This is a genomic window from Caenispirillum bisanense, assembly GCF_900230255.1.
Classification (GTDB): domain Bacteria; phylum Pseudomonadota; class Alphaproteobacteria; order Rhodospirillales; family Rhodospirillaceae; genus Caenispirillum; species Caenispirillum bisanense_A.
In genome coordinates, this window is record NZ_OCNJ01000003.1 from 396,268 (window position 1) to 419,236 (window position 22,969).

Below are 22,969 nucleotides of genomic sequence, written 5' to 3' on the forward strand. Positions count from 1 at the left end.
TCGGAAGCCCTCACCTTGCACGGCGGGAGCAGCCGGGGGAACGAACATGCAGCACATGGAGCCGAAGCAGCGGGTCATCGAGCGCAAGGTGTTCTATGCCGGGCAGTACGTCTTCCGCGAGGGGGAGGAGGGCAACCTCGCCTACCTGGTGCAGGAAGGGCGGGTGGAGATCATCAAGCGCACCGCCACCGGCGACAAGTTGCTGGGCGACGTGAGCCGCGGCGGCATCTTCGGCGAGATGGCGCTCATCGACAACCAGCCGCGCATGGCGTCCGCCCTGGCGGCCGAACAGACGACGCTCATCATCGTGACGCGCGAGCAGTTCGAGAAGAAGCTGCGCGACGCCGACCCCTTCATCCGCGGCCTTCTGAACATCTTCGTGCGCAACATCCGGTCCATGGCGGGCAAGTCCTGATCGTGCCGCCGGGAAACGTTGAACTGGGGCGGGGAATGCTCCACATTCACCCGCATCTTCTCCGTCCCACCGGATCCCGATGAGTCACGACCCCCACGAGCCCGCGCACGACCACCACCACGAGCCCGTGGACATCCCCTCCGTCAAGCCGCGCATCACGCTCGGCGGGCGGTTGCGGGCCTACTTCTTCGCCGGCATCCTGGTGACGGCGCCGGCGGCCATCACGTTCTACGTGGCGTGGCTGATCATCGGCTTCATCGACCAGCAGGTGACCAGCCTGCTGCCGAGCCGCTACAACCCGAACGACATCCTGCCGTTCTCCATCCCCGGCCTCGGCCTGGTGATCCTGATCGTGGTGCTGACCATGATCGGCGCTTTCACCGCCGGCTTCGTCGGCCGCATGGCGGTGCGCCTGAGCGAGGGGTTGCTGGCGCGCATGCCGGTCATCCGCTCGCTCTACGGCGCGGTGAAGCAGATCTTCGAGACGGTGCTGGCGACCCAGTCGACGGCCTTCCGGCAGGTGGTGCTGGTGGAATACCCGCGCCGCGGCATCTGGGCGCTCGGCTTCGTGTCGGGCGTCACCAAGGGCGAGGTGCAGAACCTGACGGAGGACGAGGTCATCAACGTCTTCCTGCCGACCACGCCGAACCCGACGTCGGGCTTCCTGCTGTTCGTGCCGCGCCGCGACCTGGTGGTGCTGAACATGACGGTCGAGGACGGCATCAAGATGGTCGTCTCCGGCGGCATCGTCACGCCCCCCGACCCGCGCCCGCCGGAAGAGAGCAAGGTGCCGCTCGTCCGCTCCAACGAACTCGAACAGCCGCCCGCGGTGCCGGAAGACCGCCAGCCGGTGGCGTGAGGCGCCGGGTTAACCACCAAGACATTGGGTTAACCACCAAGGCACCAAGACACCAAGACAGCGTGCCCATTGAAGCCGCAGTGCCTGCCGTCCCGCTGCGGCCTCTTGGTGCCTTGGTGTCTTGGTGGTTCAAAAAGCCGGAGCCGCCTCACCCGCTGCGCAGGGTCTTCACGCCTTCGTCGCGTTCGAACAGGTAGAGCAGGACGCGCAGGGCCTTGCCGCGCTCGGTCTGAAGTTCGGGGTCGCGGTCGACGATGAGGCGGGCGTCGTCGCGGGCGATGGCGAGCAACTCCCCATGCACCGCCAGATCGGCCAGCTTGAACTCCGGCAGGCCCGACTGGCGGGTGCCCAGCACCTCGCCGCCGCCGCGCAGGCGCAGGTCTTCCTCGGCGATGCGGAAGCCGTCCTCGGTGTCCTTCATGATGGTCAGCCGGGCGCGGGCCGTCTCGCTCAGCGGCTCGGCGAACAGCAGCAGGCAGGTGGAGGCCTTGTCGCCGCGCCCGATGCGGCCGCGCAGCTGGTGCAGCTGGGCGAGGCCGAAGCGTTCGGCGTGCTCGATGATCATCACCGTCGCCTCGGGTACGTTGACGCCGACCTCGATCACCGTCGTCGCCACCAGCACGTCGAGCCCGTCGCCGGCGAAGGCTTCCATCACCCGGTCCTTGTCCGTCGGCTTCATCTTGCCGTGGACGAGGCCGACGCGGTCGCCGAAGTGCTCGCGCAGGTAGGCCCAGCGCTCCTCGGCGGCGGCCATGTCGGAAACCTCGCTCTCCTCCACCAGCGGGCAGACCCAATAGACCTTGGCGCCGCCCTGCACGGCGCGGTCGACGGCGCCGACGATCTCGTCCAGGCGGTTGGTGGAGACGGTGCGCGTCTGAACCGGCTTGCGGCCCGGCGGCTTTTCGTCCAGGCGGCTGACGTCCATGTCACCATAGAGCGTCAGGGTGAGGGTGCGGGGAATGGGCGTCGCCGTCATCACCAGCACGTCCGGCGCCCGGCCCTTGGCGGCCAGTTGCAGGCGCTGGTGGACGCCGAAGCGGTGCTGCTCGTCGATCACCGCCATGCCGAGGTCCTTGAAGGCCACGTCCTCGGAGAACAGGGCGTGGGTGCCGACGAGGATGTCGATGCGGCCCTCGGCCAGTTCTGCGAGCAGCGCCTCGCGCGCCTTGCCCTTGTCGCGCCCCGTCAGCAGCCCGAGCCGCACGCCGGCGGCATCCGCCAGCGGCTCCAGCGTCGCCAGGTGCTGGCGGGCGAGGATTTCCGTCGGCGCCATCATGGCCGCCTGGGCGCCGGTTTCCACGGCGTTCAGCATGGCGAGCAGCGCCACCACCGTCTTGCCCGAGCCGACGTCGCCCTGCAGCAGGCGCAGCATGCGGCTCGGCTCGGCCATGTCGGCGTAGATCTCCTCCAGGCTGCGGGCCTGGGCGCCGGTCAGGGCGAAGGGCAGGGCGGCGAGCACTTTCTCCCGCAGGCGGCCGTCGCCGGCGAGCGGCCGGCCGGCCAGCCGCTTCTGGCTCTGGCGCACCAGCAGCAGCGCCAACTGGTTGGCCAGCAGTTCGTCGTAGGCGAGCCGCATGCGGGCCGGCGCCATGGCGCTCAGGTCTTCCTCGTCCTCCGGCGCATGGGCGGTGCGCAGGGCGGCGTCCCACTCGGCCCAGCCGTGGCGCGCCTTGAGGGGAGCGTCCATCCACTCCGGCAGCACCGGCACGCGACCGAGCGCCCCCAGCATGGCCTTGCCCAGCACCCGCGGCTGCACGCCGGCGGTCATGGGATAGACGGGCTCCACCCGTTGCAGGCTCTCCAGGTCTTCCGGCGGGCCGACGTGGTCGGGGTGGACGATCTGCGGCTCGTTGTAATTGTACTCCACCTTGCCCGAGACGACTCGGGTGGAGCCGATGGGCAGGATCTTCTCGATGAAGCCGCGCTTGAGGTGGAAATAGACCAGGTTCAACCGCCCGCCGGAGCCGTCGCCGCACACCACGCGGGTCGGCGAGCGCGGCCCGAAGCCGGTGTGATGCTCCAGCACGCGCACGACGAAGGTGCAGATGCGGCCCTCTGGCGCTTCCGTCAGCGGCGGCGAGAAGCGGCGGTCGATCATGCCGCTCGGCAGGTGCCACAGGAGGTCGACCACATGCCCGCCCTCCACCAGCCGTTCCACCAGCGGCGCCAGCTTGGGGCCGACGCCCGGCAGCACCGTCAGGGGCGCGAACAGGGGGTAGAGGATTTCCGGGCGCATGGTTCTCGGGCGGACTGCTGCTGACAGAAGTGTGCGGAAGCTTTATATCCTACCCCACCGCCCGCCTACCAGCAGAGCAGGACGACCACCCGTGGACGAAATTCGCCGCAAGCGCCTGATCTATCGCGCCAACCACCGGGGCATGAAGGAGGCCGACGTGATGATCGGCCGCTTCGTCGAGACCCACATCGACCGCCTCAGCCCCGAGCAGGTCGACCGGCTGGAAAGCCTGATGGACGAACTGGACCTCGACATCATGGATTGGCTCATGGACCGCCACCCCGTGCCGGCGCGCCATGATACGGACGTCTTCGCCATGCTGAAGGCCTTCGAACCCGCCGATCGCGAAGCCTATCGGTGAGCCGGCCGGTGTCGGATTTCGAAACGCTGTTCGCCGCCGCCGGCCGCCGCGCCATCGCCGGTCTGCCGGAGGGCATGGACGCCCTGTTCCTGGCCGACCTCGCCCGCTCGGGCGTGGCGCCGGAAATCCTCCACATCGCCCGCGACGACATCCGCCTTGCCACCCTGCGCGAGGCGCTGGCCGTCTTCGCGCCCGAGGTGGAGGTGCTGGAGTTCCCGGCGTGGGACTGCGTGCCCTATGACCGCGTCAGCCCCAACATCGAGATCGTGGCACGGCGCATCGACACGCTCTCGCGCCTCGGCCAGCCGCGCACCGGCACCGAAGGACCGCGCGTCGTGCTGGCGACCATCGGCGCCGCGGTGCAGCGCGTGCCCCGGCGCGAGGAACTGGAGGAGGTGGTCTTCGCCATCCGCCTCGGCGGCACGGTGGACATGGAGGCGCTGTCCCTCTACCTCGCCCGCAACGGCTACGGCCGCGCCGAGCAGGTGATGGAGCCCGGCGAGTATGCCGTGCGCGGCGGCATCATCGACGTCTTCCCGCCCGGCGGCGACGAGCCCTTCCGCATCGACCTGTTCGGCGACGAGGTCGACGGCATCCGCACCTTCGACCCCATGACCCAGCGCACCACCGGCAAGGCGGAGCAGGTGTTGCTCAAGCCCATGTCGGAAGTGTTCCTGGACGACGCCGGCATCGCCCGCTTCCGCACCGGCTACCGCGAGCTGTTCGGGGCGGCGACGGGCGGCGATCCGCTCTACGAGTCCATTTCCGAAGGCCGCAAGTTCAACGGCATGGAGCACTGGCTGCCGCTGTTCCACGACGGTCTCGACACGCTGTTCGCCTATGTGCCCGAGGCGGTGGTGACGCTGGATCACCAGGCCCCGGAGGCGCGCGACAGCCGCCTGGAGATGGTGTCGGAATACTACCAGGCGCGCCGCACTCTGTCGGACCAGAACATGGCCGAGGGCGGCTTCGTCTACCGCCCGGTGCCGCCGGAGCGCCTGTACCTCAACGCCGAGGAATTCGACCGCCTGCTGGCCGCCCGGCCGCACGCCACCTTCTCGCCCTTCGCCGCGCCCGACGTCGGATCGACGGCAATCGACCTGGGCGGCGTCACCGGGCGCGACTTCGCCGACGTGCGCGCGCGACCCGGCGAGAACGTTTACGACGCCCTGCGCCAGCACGTCGTCCGCCTGCAAGGCGAGGGGCGCACGGTGGTGGTGTGCTGCTACTCCGCCGGCTCGCGCGACCGCATCGGCGGCGTCATGCGCGAACATGGCATCGCCGGGCTGGAGTACGTCGACACCTGGGCCGATGCGCTGAAGGTCGGCACCAGGGGCGTCGCCATGCTGGTGCTCGGGCTGGAGCACGGCTTCGTCGGGCCGCAGGTGGCGCTGATCTCCGAGCAGGACGTGCTCGGCGACCGCCTCGCCCGGCCGAGCCGCAAGAAGAAGAAAAGCGACAAGTTCATCCATGACATCTCGGCCCTGGCCGAGGGCGACCTGGTGGTTCACGTCGAGCACGGCATCGGCCGCTATGACGGGCTGGAGACGCTCCAGGTCGGCGGCGCGCCGCACGATTGCCTGCGCCTGATCTACGAGGGCGGCGACAAGCTGTTCCTGCCGGTCGAGAACATCGACGTCCTCAGCCGCTATGGCACCGAGGCGGCCGGCGTCACCCTCGACCGCCTCGGCAGCCCGGCATGGCAGGCCCGCAAGGCCAAGCTGAAGGAGCGCATCCGCGACATGGCGGAGCAGCTCATCCGCATCGCCGCCGTGCGCCAGCTGAAGCCGGCCCCCAGCCTGTCGCCCGCCGAGGGCCTGTGGGACGAGTTCTGCGCCCGCTTCCCCTATACGGAAACGGAAGACCAGCTGAAGGCCATTTCGGACACCATCGACGACCTCGGCAAGGGCCGGCCCATGGACCGGCTGGTGTGCGGCGACGTCGGCTTCGGCAAGACCGAAGTGGCCCTGCGCGCCGCCTTCGTCGCCGCCATGTCGGGCATGCAGGTGGCGGTGGTGGTGCCGACGACGCTGCTCGCCCGCCAGCACTACCGCGCCTTCCTGGAACGCTTCCAGGGCATGCCGGTGCGCATCGGGCAGTTGTCGCGGCTGGTGACGCCGAAGAACGCGACCGTCACCAAGAAGGAACTGGCCGACGGAACCCTCGACATCGTCGTCGGCACCCATGCCGTGCTCGCAAAATCGGTGAGCTTCAAGCGCCTGGGCCTTGTCATCGTTGACGAAGAACAGCACTTCGGCGTCGCCCACAAGGAGCGGCTGAAGCAGTTCCGCTCCGACGTCCATGTGCTGACCCTGACGGCGACGCCCATCCCGCGCACCCTGCAACTGGCGCTGACGGGCGTGCGCGAGCTGTCCATCATCGCCACGCCGCCGGTCGACCGCCTGGCCGTGCGCACCTTCGTGCTGCCCTTCGACGGCGTGGTGGTGCGCGAGGCGATCCTGCGCGAGCGCTATCGCAACGGCCAGTGCTTCTACGTCTGCCCGCGGCTGGCCGACATCGACCGCGTCGCCGACCGCCTGAGCCGCCTCGTGCCCGAGGTGAAGGTGGCCATCGCCCACGGCCAGATGGCGCCGACCCAGCTGGAAGAGGTGATGACCGCCTTCGCGGACGGCGAATACGACATCCTGCTCGCCACCAACATCATCGAGTCCGGCCTCGACATGCCGTCGGTGAACACCATCATCGTCCACCGCGCCGACATGTTCGGCCTGGCGCAGCTTTATCAGCTGCGCGGGCGCGTCGGGCGCGGCAAGGCGCGCGGCTATGCCTACCTCACCCTGCCGCCCAGCAAGCCGCTGACCCCGGCCGCCGAAAAGCGGCTCCAGGTCATGCAGACGCTCGACACCCTCGGCGCCGGCTTCAACCTGGCGAGCCACGACCTCGACATCCGCGGCGCCGGCAACCTGCTCGGCGACGAGCAGTCGGGCCACATCAAGGAAGTGGGCATCGAGCTGTACCAGCACCTGCTGGAGGAAGCCGTCGCCTCCGCCAAGTCGGGCGAGGGCCTGGGCGAGGAGATGGCGACCGACTGGGCGCCCAGCATCAACCTCGGCACGGCGGTGCTCATCCCCGAGACCTACGTCAAGGACCTGGGCCTGCGCCTGTCGCTCTACCGCCGCATCGGCGACGTCACCGAAAGCAGCGAGATCGAGGCGCTCGCCGTCGAGATGATCGACCGCTTCGGCCCGCTGCCGCCGGAGGTGGAGAACCTGCTGGAGATCGTGGCGATCAAGGCCTATTGCCGCGTCGCCTGCGTCGAGAAGCTGGACGCCGGGCCGAAGGGCGCCGTGGTCGGCTTCCGCGAGAACAAGTTCCCGAACCCGGCCGGGCTCGTGCGCTTCATCAGCCAGCAGGTCGGCACCGTGAAGGTGCGCCCCGATCACCGGCTGGTGGTGCAGCGCAAGTGGGAAACGCCGAAGGAGCGCATCGACGGCGCCAAGCGGCTGCTCAAGACGCTGGCCGATCTGGCGCAGAAGGAAGGCTGAAGAAGGGCGAGGGAGGGGTGGCCCTCCCTCGCGCTCCTCCGTTACGGTTTCAGGGCCTGGCGGCGGCGCAACTCGTAGACTGCGGCGCCGATCACCGTGATGCCGATGAGGATCACACCCAGCGCGTTCACCGCCGGCGTCAGGCCGGTGCGCACCTGGCTGGCGATGTAGACCGTCAGCGTGGTGTCGAGGCCCTTCACGAACAGTGTCGTGTTGTAGTTCTCGAAGCTCTGCAGGAAGGCGATCACCGAGGCCGCCGCCAGTGACGGCGCCAGGAAGGGCAGGGTGATGCGGCGGAACACCTGGGTATGGGTCGCGCCGAGGTCGAGCGCCGCTTCCTCCAGTCCGGGGTCGAAGCGCTGCATGCGGGCCAGCACCATCAGCATGACATAGCCGGTGATGAAGCTCGCCTGCGCCAGGATGGTCAGCAGCACGCCGCCCGGCATGCCGAAGGCGCGGTCCCAGAAGATCAGGGTGGAAATGCCGATGATGACGCCGGGCGTCAGCAGCGGCGAGACCATGAGCGCATAGACGATGTTGCGCGCCCGCGCGTGCAGGCCGTTGAGCAGCAGCGCCGCCGCCACGCCCGTCGGCAGCGCCACGGCGACCACGCCGGCGCCGACGATCAGGCTGGTCCACAGGGCGTCCCACATCAGGCGGTCGTCGAGCAGCACGCCGAACCACTTGGTCGTCGTGCCCAACCACGGCAGCACCGTCGGGAAGCGGCTGTCGTTGAAGGTCGCCGCCGACATGATGGCGAGCGGCAGGAACAGGTAGGCGAAGAACAGCACCAGATAGAAGCGGGTCAGACCGCTGCGCAGCCGTTCCGCGGCGGGCGTCGTGGCGGCGGTGCGGCGGCGGCGGGTGGTCTCCGGCTCGCGCGGGGCCTGGGCCTCGGCGAGGGCGGCGAGGCGGTCGGGGGCGATCTCGGTCATTTCGCGATGTCCCCCAGCCGCACCTTGAACAGCTTCAGCATGAGCAGGATGAACCCGAGGCAGAGCAGCAGCAGGATGAAGGCATAGGCCGACCCCTGCGGCCAGTCGCCGCCTTCGAAGAACCAGTTGTAGATGATTTCCGTGAACCACCGGCTGCCCGGCGACCCCAGCAGCGCCGGCACGGCGTAGGATCCGGCCGCCAGCATGAAGGTCATGATGCAGCCCGTGGCGATGCCCGGCTTGGAATGCGGGATCACCACCCGCCAGTGGATGCGCGGGATGGACGCGCCGAGGTCGCGCGCCGCCTCGATCTGGTTGCGGTCCAGGCTCTCCATGGCGGTATAGAGCGGGAACACCATGAACAGGATATAGGCATAGACCATGCCGAGGATGACGCCGAGGTCGCCCTGCTTCAGGTCGATGGGCTCGGCGATGAGGCCGAGGCCCATGAGCGCCTCGTTGATGGGGCCACCGCGCGACAGCAGGATGTACCACGCGAAGGTGCGCAGGATCTCGTTCACCCAATAGGGGATGACCAGCAGCACCGCGAACAGCCCCGCCTTCGGCCCGCGCGCCACCTGCGCCATGTAATAGGCGATGGGATAGCAGACAACGAAGGTGACGAAGGTGACGAGGCAGCTCGCCCAGATGGTCTTGAAGAAGATGGCGAGGTGGATCTGGTTGGACCACAGCGTCTTGTAGTTCGCCAGGGTCCAGACGTCTTTCTCGGTGCCGATCTCGCGCGGCAGCAGGTTGGGGCGGAACGAGTAGTCGACCATCACCAGCTGCGGCAGGACGACCATCACCACCACCCACCACGCGCAGAGCAGCACGATGACCGCCGTCAGCGGCCAGCCGTAGCGGCGCAGCAGGGTGGTCATTCCGCCGCCTCCTGCGCCGGGGCGGCGCGGCCGTCGTCGGGCAGCACGATGGCCTCGTCGGGGCGGAAGGCGAAGACGGCGCGTTCGCCGACCGCCGGCCCGCCGTCGCCGCCGCCGGTGTGGACGAGGTGCGCGGTCACCGGCGTGCCGCCCTCGGTGCGCAGGGTGTAGAGGGCGAAGGCGCCTTCGAAGGCGCGGTCGGTGACGGTGACGGGGATGCGGTTCTCGGCGACGGCTTCCTCGCGCGGCGGCACGAGGCGCAGGCGCTCCGGCCGGGCGAACAGCAGCACGGCATCGCCCGTCTTCACGCCGGCTCCGGCGCGGGCGACGAGGCGGCCGGCGGCGGTCTCGACGCAGGCCAGCCCGTCCAGCACCTCGACCACGCGGCCGGGGAAGCGGTTGTTCTCGCCGACGAAGCCGGCGACGAAGGGGCTGACGGGGGCGTCGTACAGGCGCTCGGGCGTGTCCACCTGCTCGATGCGGCCGACGTCCATCACCGCCACCCGGTCGGACATGGCGAGCGCCTCGCCCTGGTCGTGGGTGATGTAGACGAAGGTGACGCCGGTGCGCTTCTGCAGGGCGCGCAGTTCCGACCGCATGTGCTGGCGCAGCTTGAGGTCGAGCGCCGACAGCGGCTCGTCGAGCAGCAGCACCTGGGGTTCGACCGCCAGCGCGCGGGCGATGGCGACGCGCTGCTTCTGGCCGCCCGACAGCTCCGCCACCTTCTTGTCGCCGATGCCGGGCAGGGCGACCAGGTCGAGCAGCGCGTCGGCGCGCTTGCGGCGCACGTCGCGGCGCACGCCGCGCACCTCCAGCCCGAAGGCGATGTTCTCGGCCACCGACATGAGCGGGAACAGGGCGAGGTTCTGGAAGATGAGCGTGGTCGGCCGCTTGTTGGGGCCGAGGCCGGCCATGTCCTTGCCGCCGATGCGCACGACGCCCTCGGTCGGCTCCATGAAGCCGGAGATGAGGCGGAGCAAGGTGGTCTTGCCGCAGCCCGACGGGCCGAGGAAGCTGAAGAACTCGCCGCCGTTGATGGTCAGGTGGGCGTCGCGCACGGCGGTGAAGTCGCCGAAGCGCATGGTGACATGGTCGAGATCGACGCTCTGGCTCATGGGGCCTCGCGGAAAAGGGCGCGGCCGCCCGGGTGCCGAGGCATCCGGGCGGCCGGCCTGTCACAGGGACGGTCAGGCCGACAGGAAGCGGTCCTGGTACTCGTTGCGGATGGCGACGTAGGCCGGATCCTGCACCGGCCACCACCACAGCTTGTCCAGCGCGTCGCCGGGGTAGGCTTCGGTCACGAAGGACTTCCACACGTCGCCGAGCTTGTCCTCGGCGCCGACCGAGGCGCTGGCGATGCCGCTCTTCTCGGTGTACATGGCGCCGGCTTCCGGCGTGTAGAACCAGTTGATGAAGGCGTAGGCCTGCTCCAGGTTCTCGGCGCCGGCGGGAATGCAGAAGCCTTCCATCCACGCCAGGGCGCCTTCCTTCGGCGCCATGAAGCCGATGGGCAGGTTTTCCTTGCGCAGCGCGTAGGCCGTCGAGTCCCAGGTCTGGCCGAGCACGGCGCCGTTGGTGCGGAAGGCGCCCTGGGCCTCGTTCTCGTTGGACCAGAACTGCACGATGTTGCCCTTGGCCTTGATGGCTTCGGCGACGATGGCGTCGAAGTTGGCGCGGGCGACGGCTTCGTTGCCCGGCTTGAACTGGTCGAGCAGCGGGTGCGGCAGCTTGCCCTGGCTTTCCAGGTATAGGCCGATGCCGATGAGCGCGGAGTGGGCGCGCAGGGTCACCTTGCCCGGCAGGTCGCCGCGCAGCATGTCGCCGTAGGACAGCGTGCCGTATTCGGCCTTCAGCTTGTCCTTGTTGTAGCACAGCGCCTCGGTGCCCCAGTCGGACGGAACTTGGTAGCGCTTGCCGTCGACCATGGCGCCGCGCGTCTCGGACCCCTTCACCAGGGCGGAAACGACGCCGTCCCACTTGATCTTGCTGTCGTCGAGCGGCTGGATCAGGCCGAAGTCGACGTAGTTCGGCACGCGGTCGACGGTCGGCCAGATGATGTCGAAGCCGCGGCCCTTGGTGGCGCGCAGCTGGTTCAGCAGCTCGTCGTTGGTGCCGTAGGGGGTGTAGGTCGGCTTGATGCCGGTCGACTTTTCGAAGGCGGCCAGCATCTCGTCGGAGATGTAGCCGGCCCAGGCGAAGATCTTCACCTCGCCCGACGACGCGCGGGCATTCGTCACGATGGCCGGGGCGGCCAGCACGGTCGCGGCGGCGGCGGTACCCTTGAGCAGCGTACGGCGGCTCAGCGCGGACAGGACGGTCATGATGGTTCCTCTCTTGCGGTTGGAGGATGTTGTAGGCCGAACCCGCCGATGGTGCGCCATATGTACCCCTGCGCGAAAATCACCCGGCGAGTGCTCGCCCTCCCTTATAGCGACGGCCCGAGAAACCTTTATGACGCCAATGTTACGAAATGATGTCAACGAGGGAGAAGGTCGAAATCTATCAGGGGTTTAGGGTCGAAGGTCCCACGACTTTCGTCGGGTATGCCGTGGGGCTTGACCTTCCAGCCGCTGGAAACCTCACATTGGACCCAACGTTCCAGTTTTTGGAAGGATTGGGTCCCATGACCACCACCACCGCCGCCGGGCCCGGCGCCAGCGTCGCGCTGCCCATCCGGGGCATGACCTGCGCCGCCTGTTCCACCCGGCTTGAGCGCGTGCTGAGCAAGGCGCCGGGCGTCGCCGAGGCGCGCGTGTCGCTGGCCGCCGAGCGGGCCGACGTGCGCTACGATCCCGCCGCCACCGGCGTCGCCGCCATCGCCGAGGCCGTCGCCAAGGCCGGATTCGCCGTGCCTGCCGCCGAGGTCGAGCTGGCGATTTCCGGCATGACCTGCGCCGCCTGCGCCACCCGCATCGAGAAGGTGCTGGCCCGCGTGCCGGGCGTGCAGACGGCCGCCGTCAATCTGGCGACGGAGCGCGCCAAGATCACCCTGCTGGAAGGCGCCGCCTCCGTCGCCGATCTCGTGGCGGCGGTGGAGCGCGCCGGCTTCACTGCCGACCCCACCACCGACAGCCGCGCCGCCGCCGAGGAGTCGGAGCGCAAGCGCGAGGCGGAGAACCGCCGCGAGCTGTGGATCCTGGGTGCGTCCATCCTGCTCACCCTGCCGCTGGTCGGCGGCATGGTGGCGGAACTGCTGGGCGGGTCCATGCTGCCCGGCTGGTGGCAGTTCGCCCTGGCGACGCCGGTGCAGTTCGTCATCGGCCGGCGCTTCTACGCCGGCGCCTGGAAGAGCCTGAAGGGCGGTGCCGGCAACATGGACGTGCTGGTCGCCATGGGCACCAGCGCCGCCTGGGGCCTGTCCACCTGGCGGGTCGCGGCAGGCGACGGGCACCACGGGCTCTACTTCGAGGCGGCGGCCGTCGTCATCACGCTCGTGCTCATGGGCAAGGTGCTGGAGGGCCGCGCCAAGCGCGGCGCCGCCTCGGCCATCCGCGCCCTCATGACCCTGCGCCCGGAAACGGCGCGGGTGGAGCGCGCCGGCGGCATCGTCGAGATCCCCGCCGAGCGCGTCGCCCACGACGACGTGGTGGTGGTCCGCCCCGGCGAGCGCCTGCCCGTCGACGGCGTCGTCATCGAGGGCCGCACCTCGGTGGACGAGAGCCTCATCACCGGCGAGAGCATGCCCGTCGCCAAGGAACCGGGCGACCCCGTCACCGGCGGCGCCATCAACGGCGAGGGTCTGATCCGCGTGCGCGCCACCGCCGTCGGTGCCGAGAGCACCCTGTCGCGCATCATCCGCATGGTGGAGAACGCCCAGGCGACCAAGGCGCCGGTGCAGAAGCTGGTGGACCGCATCTCGGCCGTCTTCGTGCCGGTGGTGGTGGTCATCGCCATCGGCACCTTCCTCGGCTGGTGGCTCATCGGCGGGTCGCCGGAGACCGCCTTCGTCGCCGCCGTGTCGGTGCTGGTCATCGCCTGCCCCTGCGCCCTCGGCCTCGCCACGCCGACCGCCATCATGGTGGCGACGGGCATGGCGGCGCGGCGCGGCATCCTCATCAAGGACGCCGAGGCGCTGGAGCGCGCCCACGACGTGACCGCCGTCATCTTCGACAAGACCGGCACCCTCACCGAAGGCCGCCCGTCGCTGACCGACGTGGTCGCCGCCGCCGGCGCGACTGAGGACGAGGTGCTGCGCCTCGCCGCCGCCGCCCAGCAGGGTTCGGAACACCCGCTCGCCAAGGCCGTGCTCGGCGCCACCGGCGCCCGCAGCATGGCGCTGCCGGCCGTCGTCGACTTCCAGGGCCTCGCCGGGCGCGGGCTCGCCGCGATGGTGGAGGGGCGGGCGATCCTGCTCGGCTCGCCGCGCCTGATGCGCGAGCGCTCCGTCGAGACCGCCGCGCTGGAGGCCCGCGCCACAGCGCTGGAGGAACAGGGCCGCACCATCATGTGGCTCGCCGAGGCCGACGGCCGCCTGCTCGGCTTCCTCGCCGCCGCCGACACGGTGAAGGAGAGCGCGCGCGGTGCCGTCGCGGCCCTCAAGGCGGCCGGTGTGACGCCGGTGATGCTGACGGGCGACAACCCCCGCGCGGCCCATGCGGTGGCGGCCGACCTCGGCATCGAGCGCGTCGTCGCCGAGGTGCTGCCGGAAGACAAGGCGGCCGAAGTCGCCCGCCTGCAGGCCGAGGGCCACACCGTCGCCATGGTGGGCGACGGGGTCAATGACGCCCCGGCGCTGGCCGCCGCCGACGTCGGCATCGCCATGGGCACCGGCACCGACGTCGCCATGCACACCGCCGGCATCACCCTCATGCGCGGCGATCCCGGCCTGCTGCCCGATGCCCTCGGCCTGTCGCGCCGGGGCTACGCCAAGATCCGCCAGAACCTGTTCTGGGCCTTCGCCTACAACGTGGTGGCCCTGCCCATGGCGGCGCTCGGCATGCTGTCGCCGGTGATCGCCGGCGCCGCCATGGCATTCTCCAGCGTCAGCGTGGTGTCCAACTCGCTGCTGCTACGCCGCTGGAAGGGAGGCGTGCGATGAACATATCCCAGGCCGCGAAGAAGTCCGGCGTCCCGGCCAAGACCATCCGCTACTACGAGAGCATCGACCTGATCCCCGAGGCCGGACGCACCGCCAGCGGCTACCGCGTCTACACCGACAAGGACGTGGAGCGGCTGCGCTTCATCCAGCACGCCCGCGGGCTCGGGTTCTCGGTGAAGGACGTGGGCGACCTGCTGGCGCTGTGGCAGGACCGCTCGCGCGCCTCCGCCGACGTGAAGGCGGTTGCGGCCAAGCGTGTGGAGGAGATCGACCGCAAGATCGCCGAGCTGCAGTCCATGCGCGACACCCTGAACCACCTCATGGACCGCTGCCACGGCGACGACCGGCCCGACTGCCCGATTCTGGAAAGTCTGGCCGACGCCGACGTGCCCGCAGCAGCCGGCGGCTGCCACTAAAGATCGCCGCCTATTGAAATTTTTAGGCGACTCTTCAAGGTGCTGCGGGAAGCTGCTAAGGTTGCGGCGCAAGGTCGGTCCAGCGCGACCGCCTTGCGTTCGCAACCTTCCCCCAGGACTCCCGTTTCGTGGCTGACACCCCCCGGTCCCGCTCGTCCTCGCGTTCCGCCACCGCGTCCGCCGCGGGCGGCGGCAGCCGGTCGTCCAAGGGGACCGGAACCCGCCGCGCCGCCGCCAAGCCGGCCGCGGGCAAGGGCACCAAGACCACCGCCGGCAAGCCGCGGCGGTCGAGCGGCGGCGGCTCGCGCACCGGGGCCAAGCGCCGCGGTGGCAAGGGCGGCGGCACTGCGGGCCGCATGCCGGGCCTGTCGCTGCGCACCCTCGTCCTGACGGCCGTCGCCGTCGCCCTGGTGGTGGTGGGTGCGGCCATCGGCGTCTCCATCGACAAGACCCTGCGCGAGGAGGAACGGGCCGAGGCCGCCGCCCGCCTCGCCGAGGAACGCGCCGCCGCGCCGCGCCCGGCGCCCAAGGTGACGGCCCCTTCCGCCGTCACTCCCGCGCCGGCCGAGCCGACTCCGGCGCCCGCCGCGGCACCCGCTCCGGTCGAAGCGTCGACGCCCGCCGTCACCTCGACCGAGGCGCTGGACTACGCCCACGCCAACTCCGGCTTCACGGAAGTCCCGCCGGCCCATTCGCCGGCGGTGTCCCCGCCCGCCGTCGTCACGCCGCGCACCAAGCCGCCGGTGCCCGCCGCCGCGCCGGCGCCGGAAACGCAGGTGGCCGCCCTGCCGGTGCCGCCGCGGGCGGTGTTCCAGCCGGCGCCCAAGGCCTTCGATGGCGAGGCGCCGTGGGTCAAGTACGCCGTGCCGTCGCCGGCGGCCAACGGCCGGCCCATGATCGCCATCGTCATCGACGACCTGGGCGTCGACAAGGCAGGCGCCAAAAAGATCGTCAGCCTGCCCGGGCCGCTCACCACCGCCTGGATGACCTATGCCGACAACGTCCGCGCCCAGGCCAAGGCGGCGCGGGCGGCGGGCCACGAACTCATCATCCACATGCCCATGGAGCCGCTCAACGGCGCCATCGACAGCGGCCCCGACGTGCTGAAGACCAGCATGACGCCCGAGCAGGTGCGCGCCCGCGTGCGCCACGGCTTCGAGCAGTTCGACGGCTACGTCGGCATCAACAACCACATGGGCAGCAAGTTCACCGCCGACAGCGAGGGCATGCGCGTCGTCATCGACGAGTTGCGGTCGCGCGGCCTGCTGTGGCTCGACAGCAAGACCTCCCCCAAGTCGGTGGGCGCCCGGCTGGCGGAACAGGCGGGCATCCCCTTCGCCGAGCGCCACATCTTCCTCGACAATACGGAAACCGTTTCCGCCATCCTCCACCAGCTGGCGGAAACGGAGAAGGTCGCCCGCAAGGTGGGTTACGCCATCGCCATCGGCCACCCGCACGACGCCACATACCGGGCGCTGAAGCAGTGGCTGCCGACGCTGGAGGACAAGGGCCTGGTGCTGGTGCCGCTGTCGGCCATCGTGCGCAAGCGCATGGGCCAGGGGTAGAGCGGTTTCCGATCGTACGAGATCGGAAGCCGCGGCCAGGGGCGCGACTGCGCCCCGCGCCGGTCAGGCGCGGGAGCCAGCGTGGCGCGTGAACGCAGCACTGGCGCGACGGCGACAGAGCGCAAACGGCTCCAGGGCTTGACCTTCCAGTAGCGGGAAGGTGCACTCTCGGCCCACAAGGTCAGCAGAGGAACCGACCCATGAGCAAGAGCTATACCGTGAAGGGCATGACCTGCGGCGGCTGCGCCCGCTCCGTCGAGCAGGCGATCAAGGCGCAGAAGGGCGATGCCGTGGTCACCATCGACCTGTCGACCGCCCGCGTGACGGTCGAGAACGGCCCCGACGACGTCGCCGTCGCCAAGGCGGTGGACGACGCCGGCTTCGAGTACGCCGGCCCGGCCTGACGCCCGTCCGGTGCCGCGACGAGGCCGCCGCTCCCGGCTGGGAGGGCGGCCTTTTCCGTGCCCGGGATCAGGCGCTGCCGACGAGCTTGGCGCGCGGCAGGCGCACCAGGCGGCCGGGCAGGGGGATGTCCTTGGAAAAGGCGCTGCCGCCGATCTGGCCGATGCCGTGGTCGAGCGCCGCCCCGATCTCCTGCCGCTTGCGCAGGCCCCACACGAAGGTGCCCGAGGCGCCGCCGAGGCGGGCCTTTTCCTCCAGCGTCTTGAGGCCGGGGCCGAGCCGCTCGGGCTGGCGGTGGGCGGCCGGCACGCTGTCGAGGTCCGACCCCACCAGCACGCCCTTGATGCCGAAGACGGCGCGGCTCGGGTCGAACAGGTTGGTCCGCAGGGCGACCTCGCGCACGACCGGCCGCAGGGCCTGCACGGCGGCGAGCACGGTCGCGGGCTTGGTGCCGGCGGTGATGCCGACCAGTTCCACCCGCAGCGACAGCATGCGCTGGCTCTGTGTCGCGCCGGACAGGGCCTTCAGCACATCCGCGCGTCGCTCGCCGGCCAGCGACACGGCGTGCAGGGGCACCACCAGCACCGCCTTGGTGCCGGCCGCCGCCATGGCGATGAGCGCCTCGGCCGCCTTGGTGGCGATGAGGGGATCGTGCAGCGACGCCGGCTCGCGCGTCTCGCCGGCGGGGATGGAGCCGCCGACCAGCACCGGGCGCAGCAGGAAGCAGTCCACCGCCTCCGTCGCCGCCGTCCAGCACGGCCGCAGGGACACCTGCACGCCGGCGGGCGCCTTGGCGGCTTCGTCCACCTCCGGCTCCGGTTCCTCGGGCGGCGGCGGCAGGGGCGCCGGCGTGTCGTCGGTCTTGTCCAGGCCGCCGCGCTTCAGATAGTCCTGCGGCGACAGGGTGGCGAGCAGGCCGCCGTGCATCTCCTCGAAGTGGCGACGCTCGGCCTCGCTCAACGGCTTGACGATGGGTTCCCACTTGGGCGTGCGTGCGGCCTCGCGGGCGGCGGCCAGGACCGGGTCCTCGGTTTCCGCCGGCTGTTCGTCGTAGTCGGCGCCGGCGCCCGAGGTGGCCCAGCTACGGCGGCTCGCCTCGCGGTCGGGCAGGGCGGCCTGGTGCCAGTGGCGGCGCTCCGGCTGGCCGAGGGCGGTGGGGTCGGTGGTCGGCAGCAGGCGCTGCGGCTTCTTCTCCGGCGGGCGGGTTTCCCAGAAGTGATGCGCTGCCTGCGAGTCGGGCGCCGCCGGCTCGACCGCCTGCCCGCCGGCGACCGCGGCGTGCAGCGCGTCCTCGTCGAGGCCGCCGTCGCCGCCGAGCAGCGCCTCGGGGTCGATCTCGGCGACGCGCACCAGCGCCTGCTTGCCGCCGAAGTTGGCGCCGGCGAGACGGCCGCCGATCTCCTCGGCCACCATGATGGCCCGGTTCTTCGCCTCGCCTTCCGACAGGCCGCGGAAGCCCAGCACGAACATGTCGGTGCCGCGCTGGGCGTAGGCATGGGCATGGCCGAGGCGCGAGCGCAGCACGCCCTCGGCGATGAGCATGATGTTGCGCGACAGCTTCAGCCACTTGGCCGAGCCGATGGCTTCCTTGAATTCCACCAGTGAGATGATGTGCATCTTGCCGCCGAAGGCGCCGATGTCCTCCTTCAGGATGTCCTCGAGGGTCATCTCGGGTGGCTCGTCGTCGAAGGCGGAGGCCTGCTGCCCGTCGGCGGCGGGCGCGGCGGCATCGGCCGGGTCGTCCTCGACCAGGCGCTTGATGACGTCGGGCACCACCTTGTCGACGATGCGCGAAAGGAACCGGGGCGGCTTGGCCATGACCTTGTTTTCCAAGAGGAAACGGCGCGGACCATGGGGGTCCGCGCCGTCGCTACTCTAGCGCCTGACGGGTGCCGCGGGCAACCGCCGCGCGCCGTCCGGTTCAGGCGGCCTTGATGGCGTCGAGGAAGGTCTCGACCTCGCGGCGCAGGGTGTCGGCTTCGGTTTCCAGTTCGTGGGCGGCGGAGCTGACGGCGCCGGCGGCCGACTTGGTCTCTTCCGTCGCTTCCGAGACGGCGGCGATGCTCTCCGTCACTTCCTGGCTGCCGCGGGCGGCTTCCTGGACGTTGCGGCTGATCTCGCCGGTCGCGGCCCCCTGTTCCTCGACGGCGGCGGCGATGGCGGCGGCGATCTCGTTGATCTCGACGATGGTGCCGCTGATGCCTTCGATGGCCTTCACGGCCTCGCTGGTGGTCTGCTGCACGGCGCCGATCTGGCCGGCGATCTCGTCGGTCGCCCGCGCCGTCTGGTTGGCGAGCGACTTCACCTCGTTGGCGACGACCGCGAAGCCCTTGCCGGCCTCACCGGCGCGCGCCGCTTCGATGGTGGCGTTCAGGGCCAGCAGGTTGGTCTGCTCGGCGATGTCGGTGATGAGCTTCACCACCTCGCCGATCTTGCCGGCGGCCTCGGCCAGGCCGCGGACGATGCCGTCGGTGCGGCGGGCTTCTTCCACCGCTTCGGCGGCGATCTGCGACGAGCGCGACACCTGACGGGTGATTTCCTGGATGGACGCCGACAGCTCTTCGGCCGCCGTCGCCACCGTCTGCACGTTGGCCGAGGCCTGTTCCGACGCCGAGGCGACGCGGGTGGAGCGCTCGGCGGTATGGGCCGCGCCGGTGTCGAGGCTGGAGGCGGCGCTGCGCAGGCTCTCGATGGAGCCTTCCACGGTGCCCATCAGGCGAATGACCGTCTGGTCGAAGCGGGCGGTCAGCTTGGCCACCTGCTCCTGGCGGGCGATCTTCTGCTCGGCCTCGGCGGCGCGGGCGGCGGTCAGGCGGTCCTGCTCGATGGCGGCGTCCTTGAACACCTGCAGGGCGCGGGCGAGGTCGCCCAGCTCGTTCTGCTCGTCGGCATAGGCGACGGTGATGGCGCGGTCGCCGGCGGCGAGCGCCCGCATGCCGCCGGTCAGCGCACCGATGGGGCCGGTGAGGGAGCGGCTGATCCACAGCGCGATGCCGACCACGATGCCGAGCATCACCAGCGCGATGGCGATGTACGGGCCGGCCACGCCCCAGAACTTGGCGTCGATGGTGTCGACGTAGATGCCGGTGCCGATGAACAGCTTCCACTCGGGGATCTCGATGGCGAAGCCGATCTTCGGCGCGTTGCCGCCGATGCTCGGCTTCGGCCAGATGTAGTCGACCACGGCTTCGCCGGTCTTGTCGGCCTGCCCGATCATCTCGCGCACGATGAAGGTGCCGTTCGGGTCTTTCAGGTCGATGAGCTCCTTGCCCACCATTTCCTTCTTCAGCGCGTGCATCTGGAACACGCCCTTGCGGTCGAAGGCGTAGAAGTAGCCGTCGTCGCCGAAGCGGTAGGTGGCGAGCGAGGCCAGCGCCTGGCTCTTGGCCTCTTCGGGCGTCATTTCGCCGGCCTTGCCGCGCGCGATGTAGTCGTCGACCAGCGAGCGGGCGGCCTGGGTCACCTGGCGCAGGCCGTTGGTCTCCTGCTCCACCAGCGAGCTGCGCAGCTGCCACAGGCCGTAGCCCATGAGCAGCGTCATGCCGACGGCCACGGTCGCCACGATCAGCCAGAACCGGGTCATGATACGGAACGTCTTCACGCTGAAAATTCCCTTCCCCAAACCCTCGCGAGCCCCGCCATGGCTGGCGGCAGGCAGGCGAGGCCAATCCTTCGTCATGGGATACGACAATAGGCGTATTCCCATCAAGCTGAAGGGTGATTTCGTATATCCGCGGTGTAATTCAGCGTTCGATAATACGATCAGCCGAACTTGTCGCGACAGAACAACCGGAAGTCGCCGTTGGGCTCGGGCTCGATGAACAGGCACACGGCGGTGACGTGCAGCGGCTTGCCGAGGCAGTCGCGGAACTCGTCGGCCAGGGCCGCCATGACCGCGTGCCGCTCGTCCTCGTCCGGCAGCGGCCCGCCGAGCGTCATGTGGAAGCGGTAGTCCTCGAAGACGTAAGGGTAGCCCCAGTGCTTCAGGTGGTCGAGCTGGCGCGGCGTCAGGCGGGTGTTGCGGGCCTTGCGGCGGGCGATCTCCTCGGCCGAGGGGGCGGCGCGGAACAGGTCGAAGGCGCGCACGCAGTCGTCCGCCAGGCGGTCGAGCGCCGCGCAGGGCTCTTCCGGCACCAGGGCGGGAAAGCCGAGGCTGGAGGTCAGCACCAGGCTCGGCACCGTGAAGGGATGGCGGACCAGGGTGAACTCCCGCAAGGACCGGCGCAGTTCGGTCGGGTCGCGCCCCTCCGCCAGGCGGAAGGGCGCTTTCAGCGTCGCATGGAAGCCGTAGCGCCGGGCGTCGGCCGTGATCTCGCGCAGCCGGTCCGGGCTGACGCCCTCCACCCGCGGCTGCTCGACGGGCGCGCCGGTGCGGCAGTCACGGCCGAGCCAGCGGCGCGCGATCTGCGCCAGCGGCTCGTCCGGCGACGGCGCGAAGTAGAGGGCGTAACGCCAGGCGGAAAGCTCCGTATGCTCCATCAGCAGACCCGTTTGCCGGTGACCCAGACCTCGCGGACCACCGGAGTATGCTCGGTGTGGGTGACGCGCACCAGATCGGCGCGCAGGCCTTCGGCGATGCGGCCGCGGTCGGGCAGACCGACCATCTGCGCCACGTTGTCGGAGACCTTGGCGACCGCGTCATGGAGCGGCATGCCCAGCTTCTCCGTGAGAAGGAACGCCGCGAACAGCAGTGAGGATGGCACGTAGTCGCTCGACAGGCCGTCGAGCTGCCCTTCCGCCGCGCAGTCGACGGCGGAGATGTTGCCCGAGTGCGAGCCGCCGCGCACCACGTTGGGCGCGCCCATGACCGTCTTCATGCCGGCCTCGCGGGCTTTGACGGCGGCGGTCATGGTGATGGGGAACTCGGCGATGACGACGCCGTCGGCGATGGCCTCGGCGACGTGGTCTTCCGTCGCGTCGTCGTGGCTGGCGAGCGGGATGCCGTGGGTGCGGGCCAGTTCCACCACCTGCCGGCGGTGCTTCGTGGAGTACTTCTCCTGCTCCGCCCGCAGGCGGTCGAGCTTGGCCTGCAGTTCGGCCTCGGACCAGTTCTCGCCCTTGTTGTACTGGACGAACTTGGACACGTCGGTCCACTGGCGCTGGCCCGGCGTGTGGTCCATGACCGAGACGAGGCGCACCAGCGGTTCGTGGGCGTAGGGCTCGAACATCTCGATGACGCAGGGGTCGGAGACTTCGCAGCGCATGTGGAAGTAGTGGTCGGCCTTGGTCAGACCCTCGGCGCGGCCGTGCTTCACGGCGGCGAAGGACTGGGCGAGGATGTTGCGGCGCGGGCCCTTTTCGGCGTATTCGCCGACCGAGATCGCGTCGAACACGGTGGTGATGCCGGCACCCGCCACCTGCAGGTCGTGGCCCAGCATGGCCGCCATGGGCGACGGCCACAGCACGCCGGGGCGCGGCACGAAGTGCTTTTCCATGTTGTCGGTGTGCATTTCGATCAGGCCGGGCAGCAGGTGGTCGCCGCTCAGGTCGAGCGCGCCGGGCGCCGCCGAGACGCCCTCGGCGACTTCAGCGATGAGGCCGTCGCGCACCACCACGGTGCCCTGCTCGATCACCCGGTCGCGGCAGACGACGCGGGCGTTGGTGAGGATCATCTCCTGGCTCATGGTCTTGCTGCTTCCGCTCTGCTGGTCACGCGGCATGACGGTATCCTTCGATTTCGAACAGACGGTCGCACACGCGGGTGCGCACATCGGCGTCGTGGAAGATGCCGACCACGGCGCAGCCGCGCGCCTTGGCCTCCTGGATCAGCGCCACCACCGTATCGCGGTTGGCGGCATCGAGCGACGCCGTCGGCTCGTCCAGCAGCAGGGCCGGATAGTCGACGACGAAGCCGCGGGCGATGTTGACGCGCTGTTGCTCGCCGCCCGAGAAGGTGGCGGGCGCGAGATGCCACAGGCGTTCCGGAATGCGCAGGCGGGCGAGCAGGCCGCCGGCCTTCTCCCGCGCCTCCGCCTCCGACGTGCCCAGCAGCTTCAGCGGCTCCGCCACCACATCCAGCGCCGGGACGCGCGGGATGACGCGCAGAAACTGGCTGACGTAGCCGAGGGTATGCTTGCGCACCGCCAGCACGTCGCGCGGTTCGGCCGTCGCCATGTCGACGAGGCGGTCGCCGTGGCGCACCAGCACCGACCCGGTGTCGGGCTTGTAGTTGGCATAGAGCGAGCGCAGCAGGGTCGACTTGCCGGTGCCCGACGGCCCGTGCAGGCCGACGCACTCGCCGGCCCCGACCGCCAGCGACAGGCCGTTGAACACGGGGATGCGCACGCCGCCCTGGGTGTGCAGGACGAAGTCCTTGCAGAGGTCGCGCACTTCGATGATGGGGGAAGACATGGAA

At 70.1% G+C, this 22,969-nt stretch carries 18 protein-coding genes; 8 read left to right on the forward strand and 10 right to left on the reverse strand.

Annotated features, from left to right (window positions below; genetic code table 11):
* Positions 1 to 46 precede the first annotated feature (46 nt).
* Positions 47 to 415 (forward strand): cyclic nucleotide-binding domain-containing protein, encoded by a 369-nt coding sequence (locus CRP50_RS09055; protein WP_097278746.1) that lies wholly within the window; start codon positions 47 to 49, stop codon positions 413 to 415.
* A gap of 79 nt (positions 416 to 494) precedes the next feature.
* A complete protein-coding gene (locus CRP50_RS09060) occupies positions 495 to 1,274 on the forward strand; it encodes a DUF502 domain-containing protein (protein ID WP_097278748.1) in 780 nt (259 codons plus the stop codon).
* A gap of 148 nt (positions 1,275 to 1,422) precedes the next feature.
* Here the strand turns inward: CRP50_RS09060 and recG are convergent, their stop codons facing one another.
* On the reverse strand, positions 1,423 to 3,510 hold the full coding sequence (gene recG, locus CRP50_RS09065; protein ID WP_097278750.1) for an ATP-dependent DNA helicase RecG: 2,088 nt from the start codon (positions 3,508 to 3,510) through the stop codon (positions 1,423 to 1,425).
* A gap of 91 nt (positions 3,511 to 3,601) precedes the next feature.
* On the opposite strand from recG, the gene CRP50_RS09070 reads away from it, so the two are divergent.
* Both CRP50_RS09070 and mfd read left to right on the forward strand, forming a co-directional pair.
* Complete coding sequence (locus CRP50_RS09070; RefSeq protein WP_097278752.1) at positions 3,602 to 3,871, forward strand: succinate dehydrogenase assembly factor 2; 270 nt, start codon at positions 3,602 to 3,604, stop codon at positions 3,869 to 3,871.
* A gap of 8 nt (positions 3,872 to 3,879) precedes the next feature.
* The gene (gene mfd / locus CRP50_RS09075) at positions 3,880 to 7,377 is read left to right on the forward strand and encodes a transcription-repair coupling factor (protein ID WP_097278967.1); all 3,498 of its coding nucleotides are present in this window, start codon (positions 3,880 to 3,882) and stop codon (positions 7,375 to 7,377) included.
* Between the two features lie 41 nt (positions 7,378 to 7,418).
* Here the strand turns inward: mfd and CRP50_RS09080 are convergent, their stop codons facing one another.
* From CRP50_RS09080 to CRP50_RS09095, 4 genes are all read right to left on the reverse strand, one after another.
* Positions 7,419 to 8,312 carry an ABC transporter permease gene (locus tag CRP50_RS09080; RefSeq protein WP_097278754.1) on the reverse strand — a complete coding sequence of 298 codons (894 nt, stop codon included), beginning with the start codon at positions 8,310 to 8,312 and terminating at the stop codon, positions 7,419 to 7,421.
* Positions 8,309 to 9,193, reverse strand: a complete 885-nt coding sequence (locus CRP50_RS09085) for an ABC transporter permease (protein WP_097278756.1) — start codon at positions 9,191 to 9,193, stop codon at positions 8,309 to 8,311. Before CRP50_RS09085 ends, CRP50_RS09080 begins: the two co-directional genes overlap by 4 nt.
* Positions 9,190 to 10,308 carry an ABC transporter ATP-binding protein gene (locus CRP50_RS09090; protein ID WP_097278758.1) on the reverse strand — a complete coding sequence of 373 codons (1,119 nt, stop codon included), beginning with the start codon at positions 10,306 to 10,308 and terminating at the stop codon, positions 9,190 to 9,192. Before CRP50_RS09090 ends, CRP50_RS09085 begins: the two co-directional genes overlap by 4 nt.
* Positions 10,309 to 10,380: 72 nt before the next feature.
* Positions 10,381 to 11,514, reverse strand: coding sequence for an extracellular solute-binding protein (locus tag CRP50_RS09095; protein WP_097278760.1), 1,134 nt, complete (start codon positions 11,512 to 11,514; stop codon positions 10,381 to 10,383).
* 302 nt (positions 11,515 to 11,816) lie between these two features.
* Between CRP50_RS09095 and CRP50_RS09100 the strand changes: the two genes are divergently transcribed.
* The 4 genes from CRP50_RS09100 to CRP50_RS09115 all read left to right on the forward strand — a co-directional run bounded on the left by CRP50_RS09100 (position 11,817) and on the right by CRP50_RS09115 (position 16,616).
* Positions 11,817 to 14,231, forward strand: coding sequence for a heavy metal translocating P-type ATPase (locus tag CRP50_RS09100; RefSeq protein ID WP_097278762.1), 2,415 nt, complete (start codon positions 11,817 to 11,819; stop codon positions 14,229 to 14,231).
* Positions 14,228 to 14,647, forward strand: a complete 420-nt coding sequence (cueR, locus tag CRP50_RS09105; protein WP_097278764.1) for a Cu(I)-responsive transcriptional regulator — start codon at positions 14,228 to 14,230, stop codon at positions 14,645 to 14,647. The genes CRP50_RS09100 and cueR overlap by 4 nt, the downstream gene beginning before the upstream one ends.
* A 128-nt stretch (positions 14,648 to 14,775) precedes the next feature.
* Positions 14,776 to 16,212 carry a divergent polysaccharide deacetylase family protein gene (locus tag CRP50_RS09110; protein WP_097278768.1) on the forward strand — a complete coding sequence of 479 codons (1,437 nt, stop codon included), beginning with the start codon at positions 14,776 to 14,778 and terminating at the stop codon, positions 16,210 to 16,212.
* 200 nt (positions 16,213 to 16,412) lie between these two features.
* Positions 16,413 to 16,616 (forward strand): heavy-metal-associated domain-containing protein, encoded by a 204-nt coding sequence (locus CRP50_RS09115; protein WP_097278770.1) that lies wholly within the window; start codon positions 16,413 to 16,415, stop codon positions 16,614 to 16,616.
* Positions 16,617 to 16,683: 67 nt separating this feature from the next.
* On the opposite strand, the gene CRP50_RS09120 is transcribed toward CRP50_RS09115, so the two are convergent.
* From CRP50_RS09120 to phnL, 5 genes are all read right to left on the reverse strand, one after another.
* Positions 16,684 to 18,432, reverse strand: coding sequence for a hypothetical protein (locus CRP50_RS09120; RefSeq protein WP_141415095.1), 1,749 nt, complete (start codon positions 18,430 to 18,432; stop codon positions 16,684 to 16,686).
* A gap of 103 nt (positions 18,433 to 18,535) precedes the next feature.
* Complete coding sequence (locus CRP50_RS09125; protein ID WP_097278773.1) at positions 18,536 to 20,215, reverse strand: methyl-accepting chemotaxis protein; 1,680 nt, start codon at positions 20,213 to 20,215, stop codon at positions 18,536 to 18,538.
* 161 nt (positions 20,216 to 20,376) lie between these two features.
* The gene (locus CRP50_RS09130) at positions 20,377 to 21,093 is read right to left on the reverse strand and encodes a DUF1045 domain-containing protein (RefSeq protein ID WP_097278775.1); all 717 of its coding nucleotides are present in this window, start codon (positions 21,091 to 21,093) and stop codon (positions 20,377 to 20,379) included.
* A complete protein-coding gene (locus CRP50_RS09135) occupies positions 21,093 to 22,274 on the reverse strand; it encodes an alpha-D-ribose 1-methylphosphonate 5-triphosphate diphosphatase (protein ID WP_245913415.1) in 1,182 nt (393 codons plus the stop codon). The genes CRP50_RS09130 and CRP50_RS09135 overlap by 1 nt, the downstream gene beginning before the upstream one ends.
* Positions 22,264 to 22,965, reverse strand: a complete 702-nt coding sequence (phnL, locus tag CRP50_RS09140; protein ID WP_097278776.1) for a phosphonate C-P lyase system protein PhnL — start codon at positions 22,963 to 22,965, stop codon at positions 22,264 to 22,266. Before phnL ends, CRP50_RS09135 begins: the two co-directional genes overlap by 11 nt.
* Positions 22,966 to 22,969 lie beyond the last annotated feature (4 nt).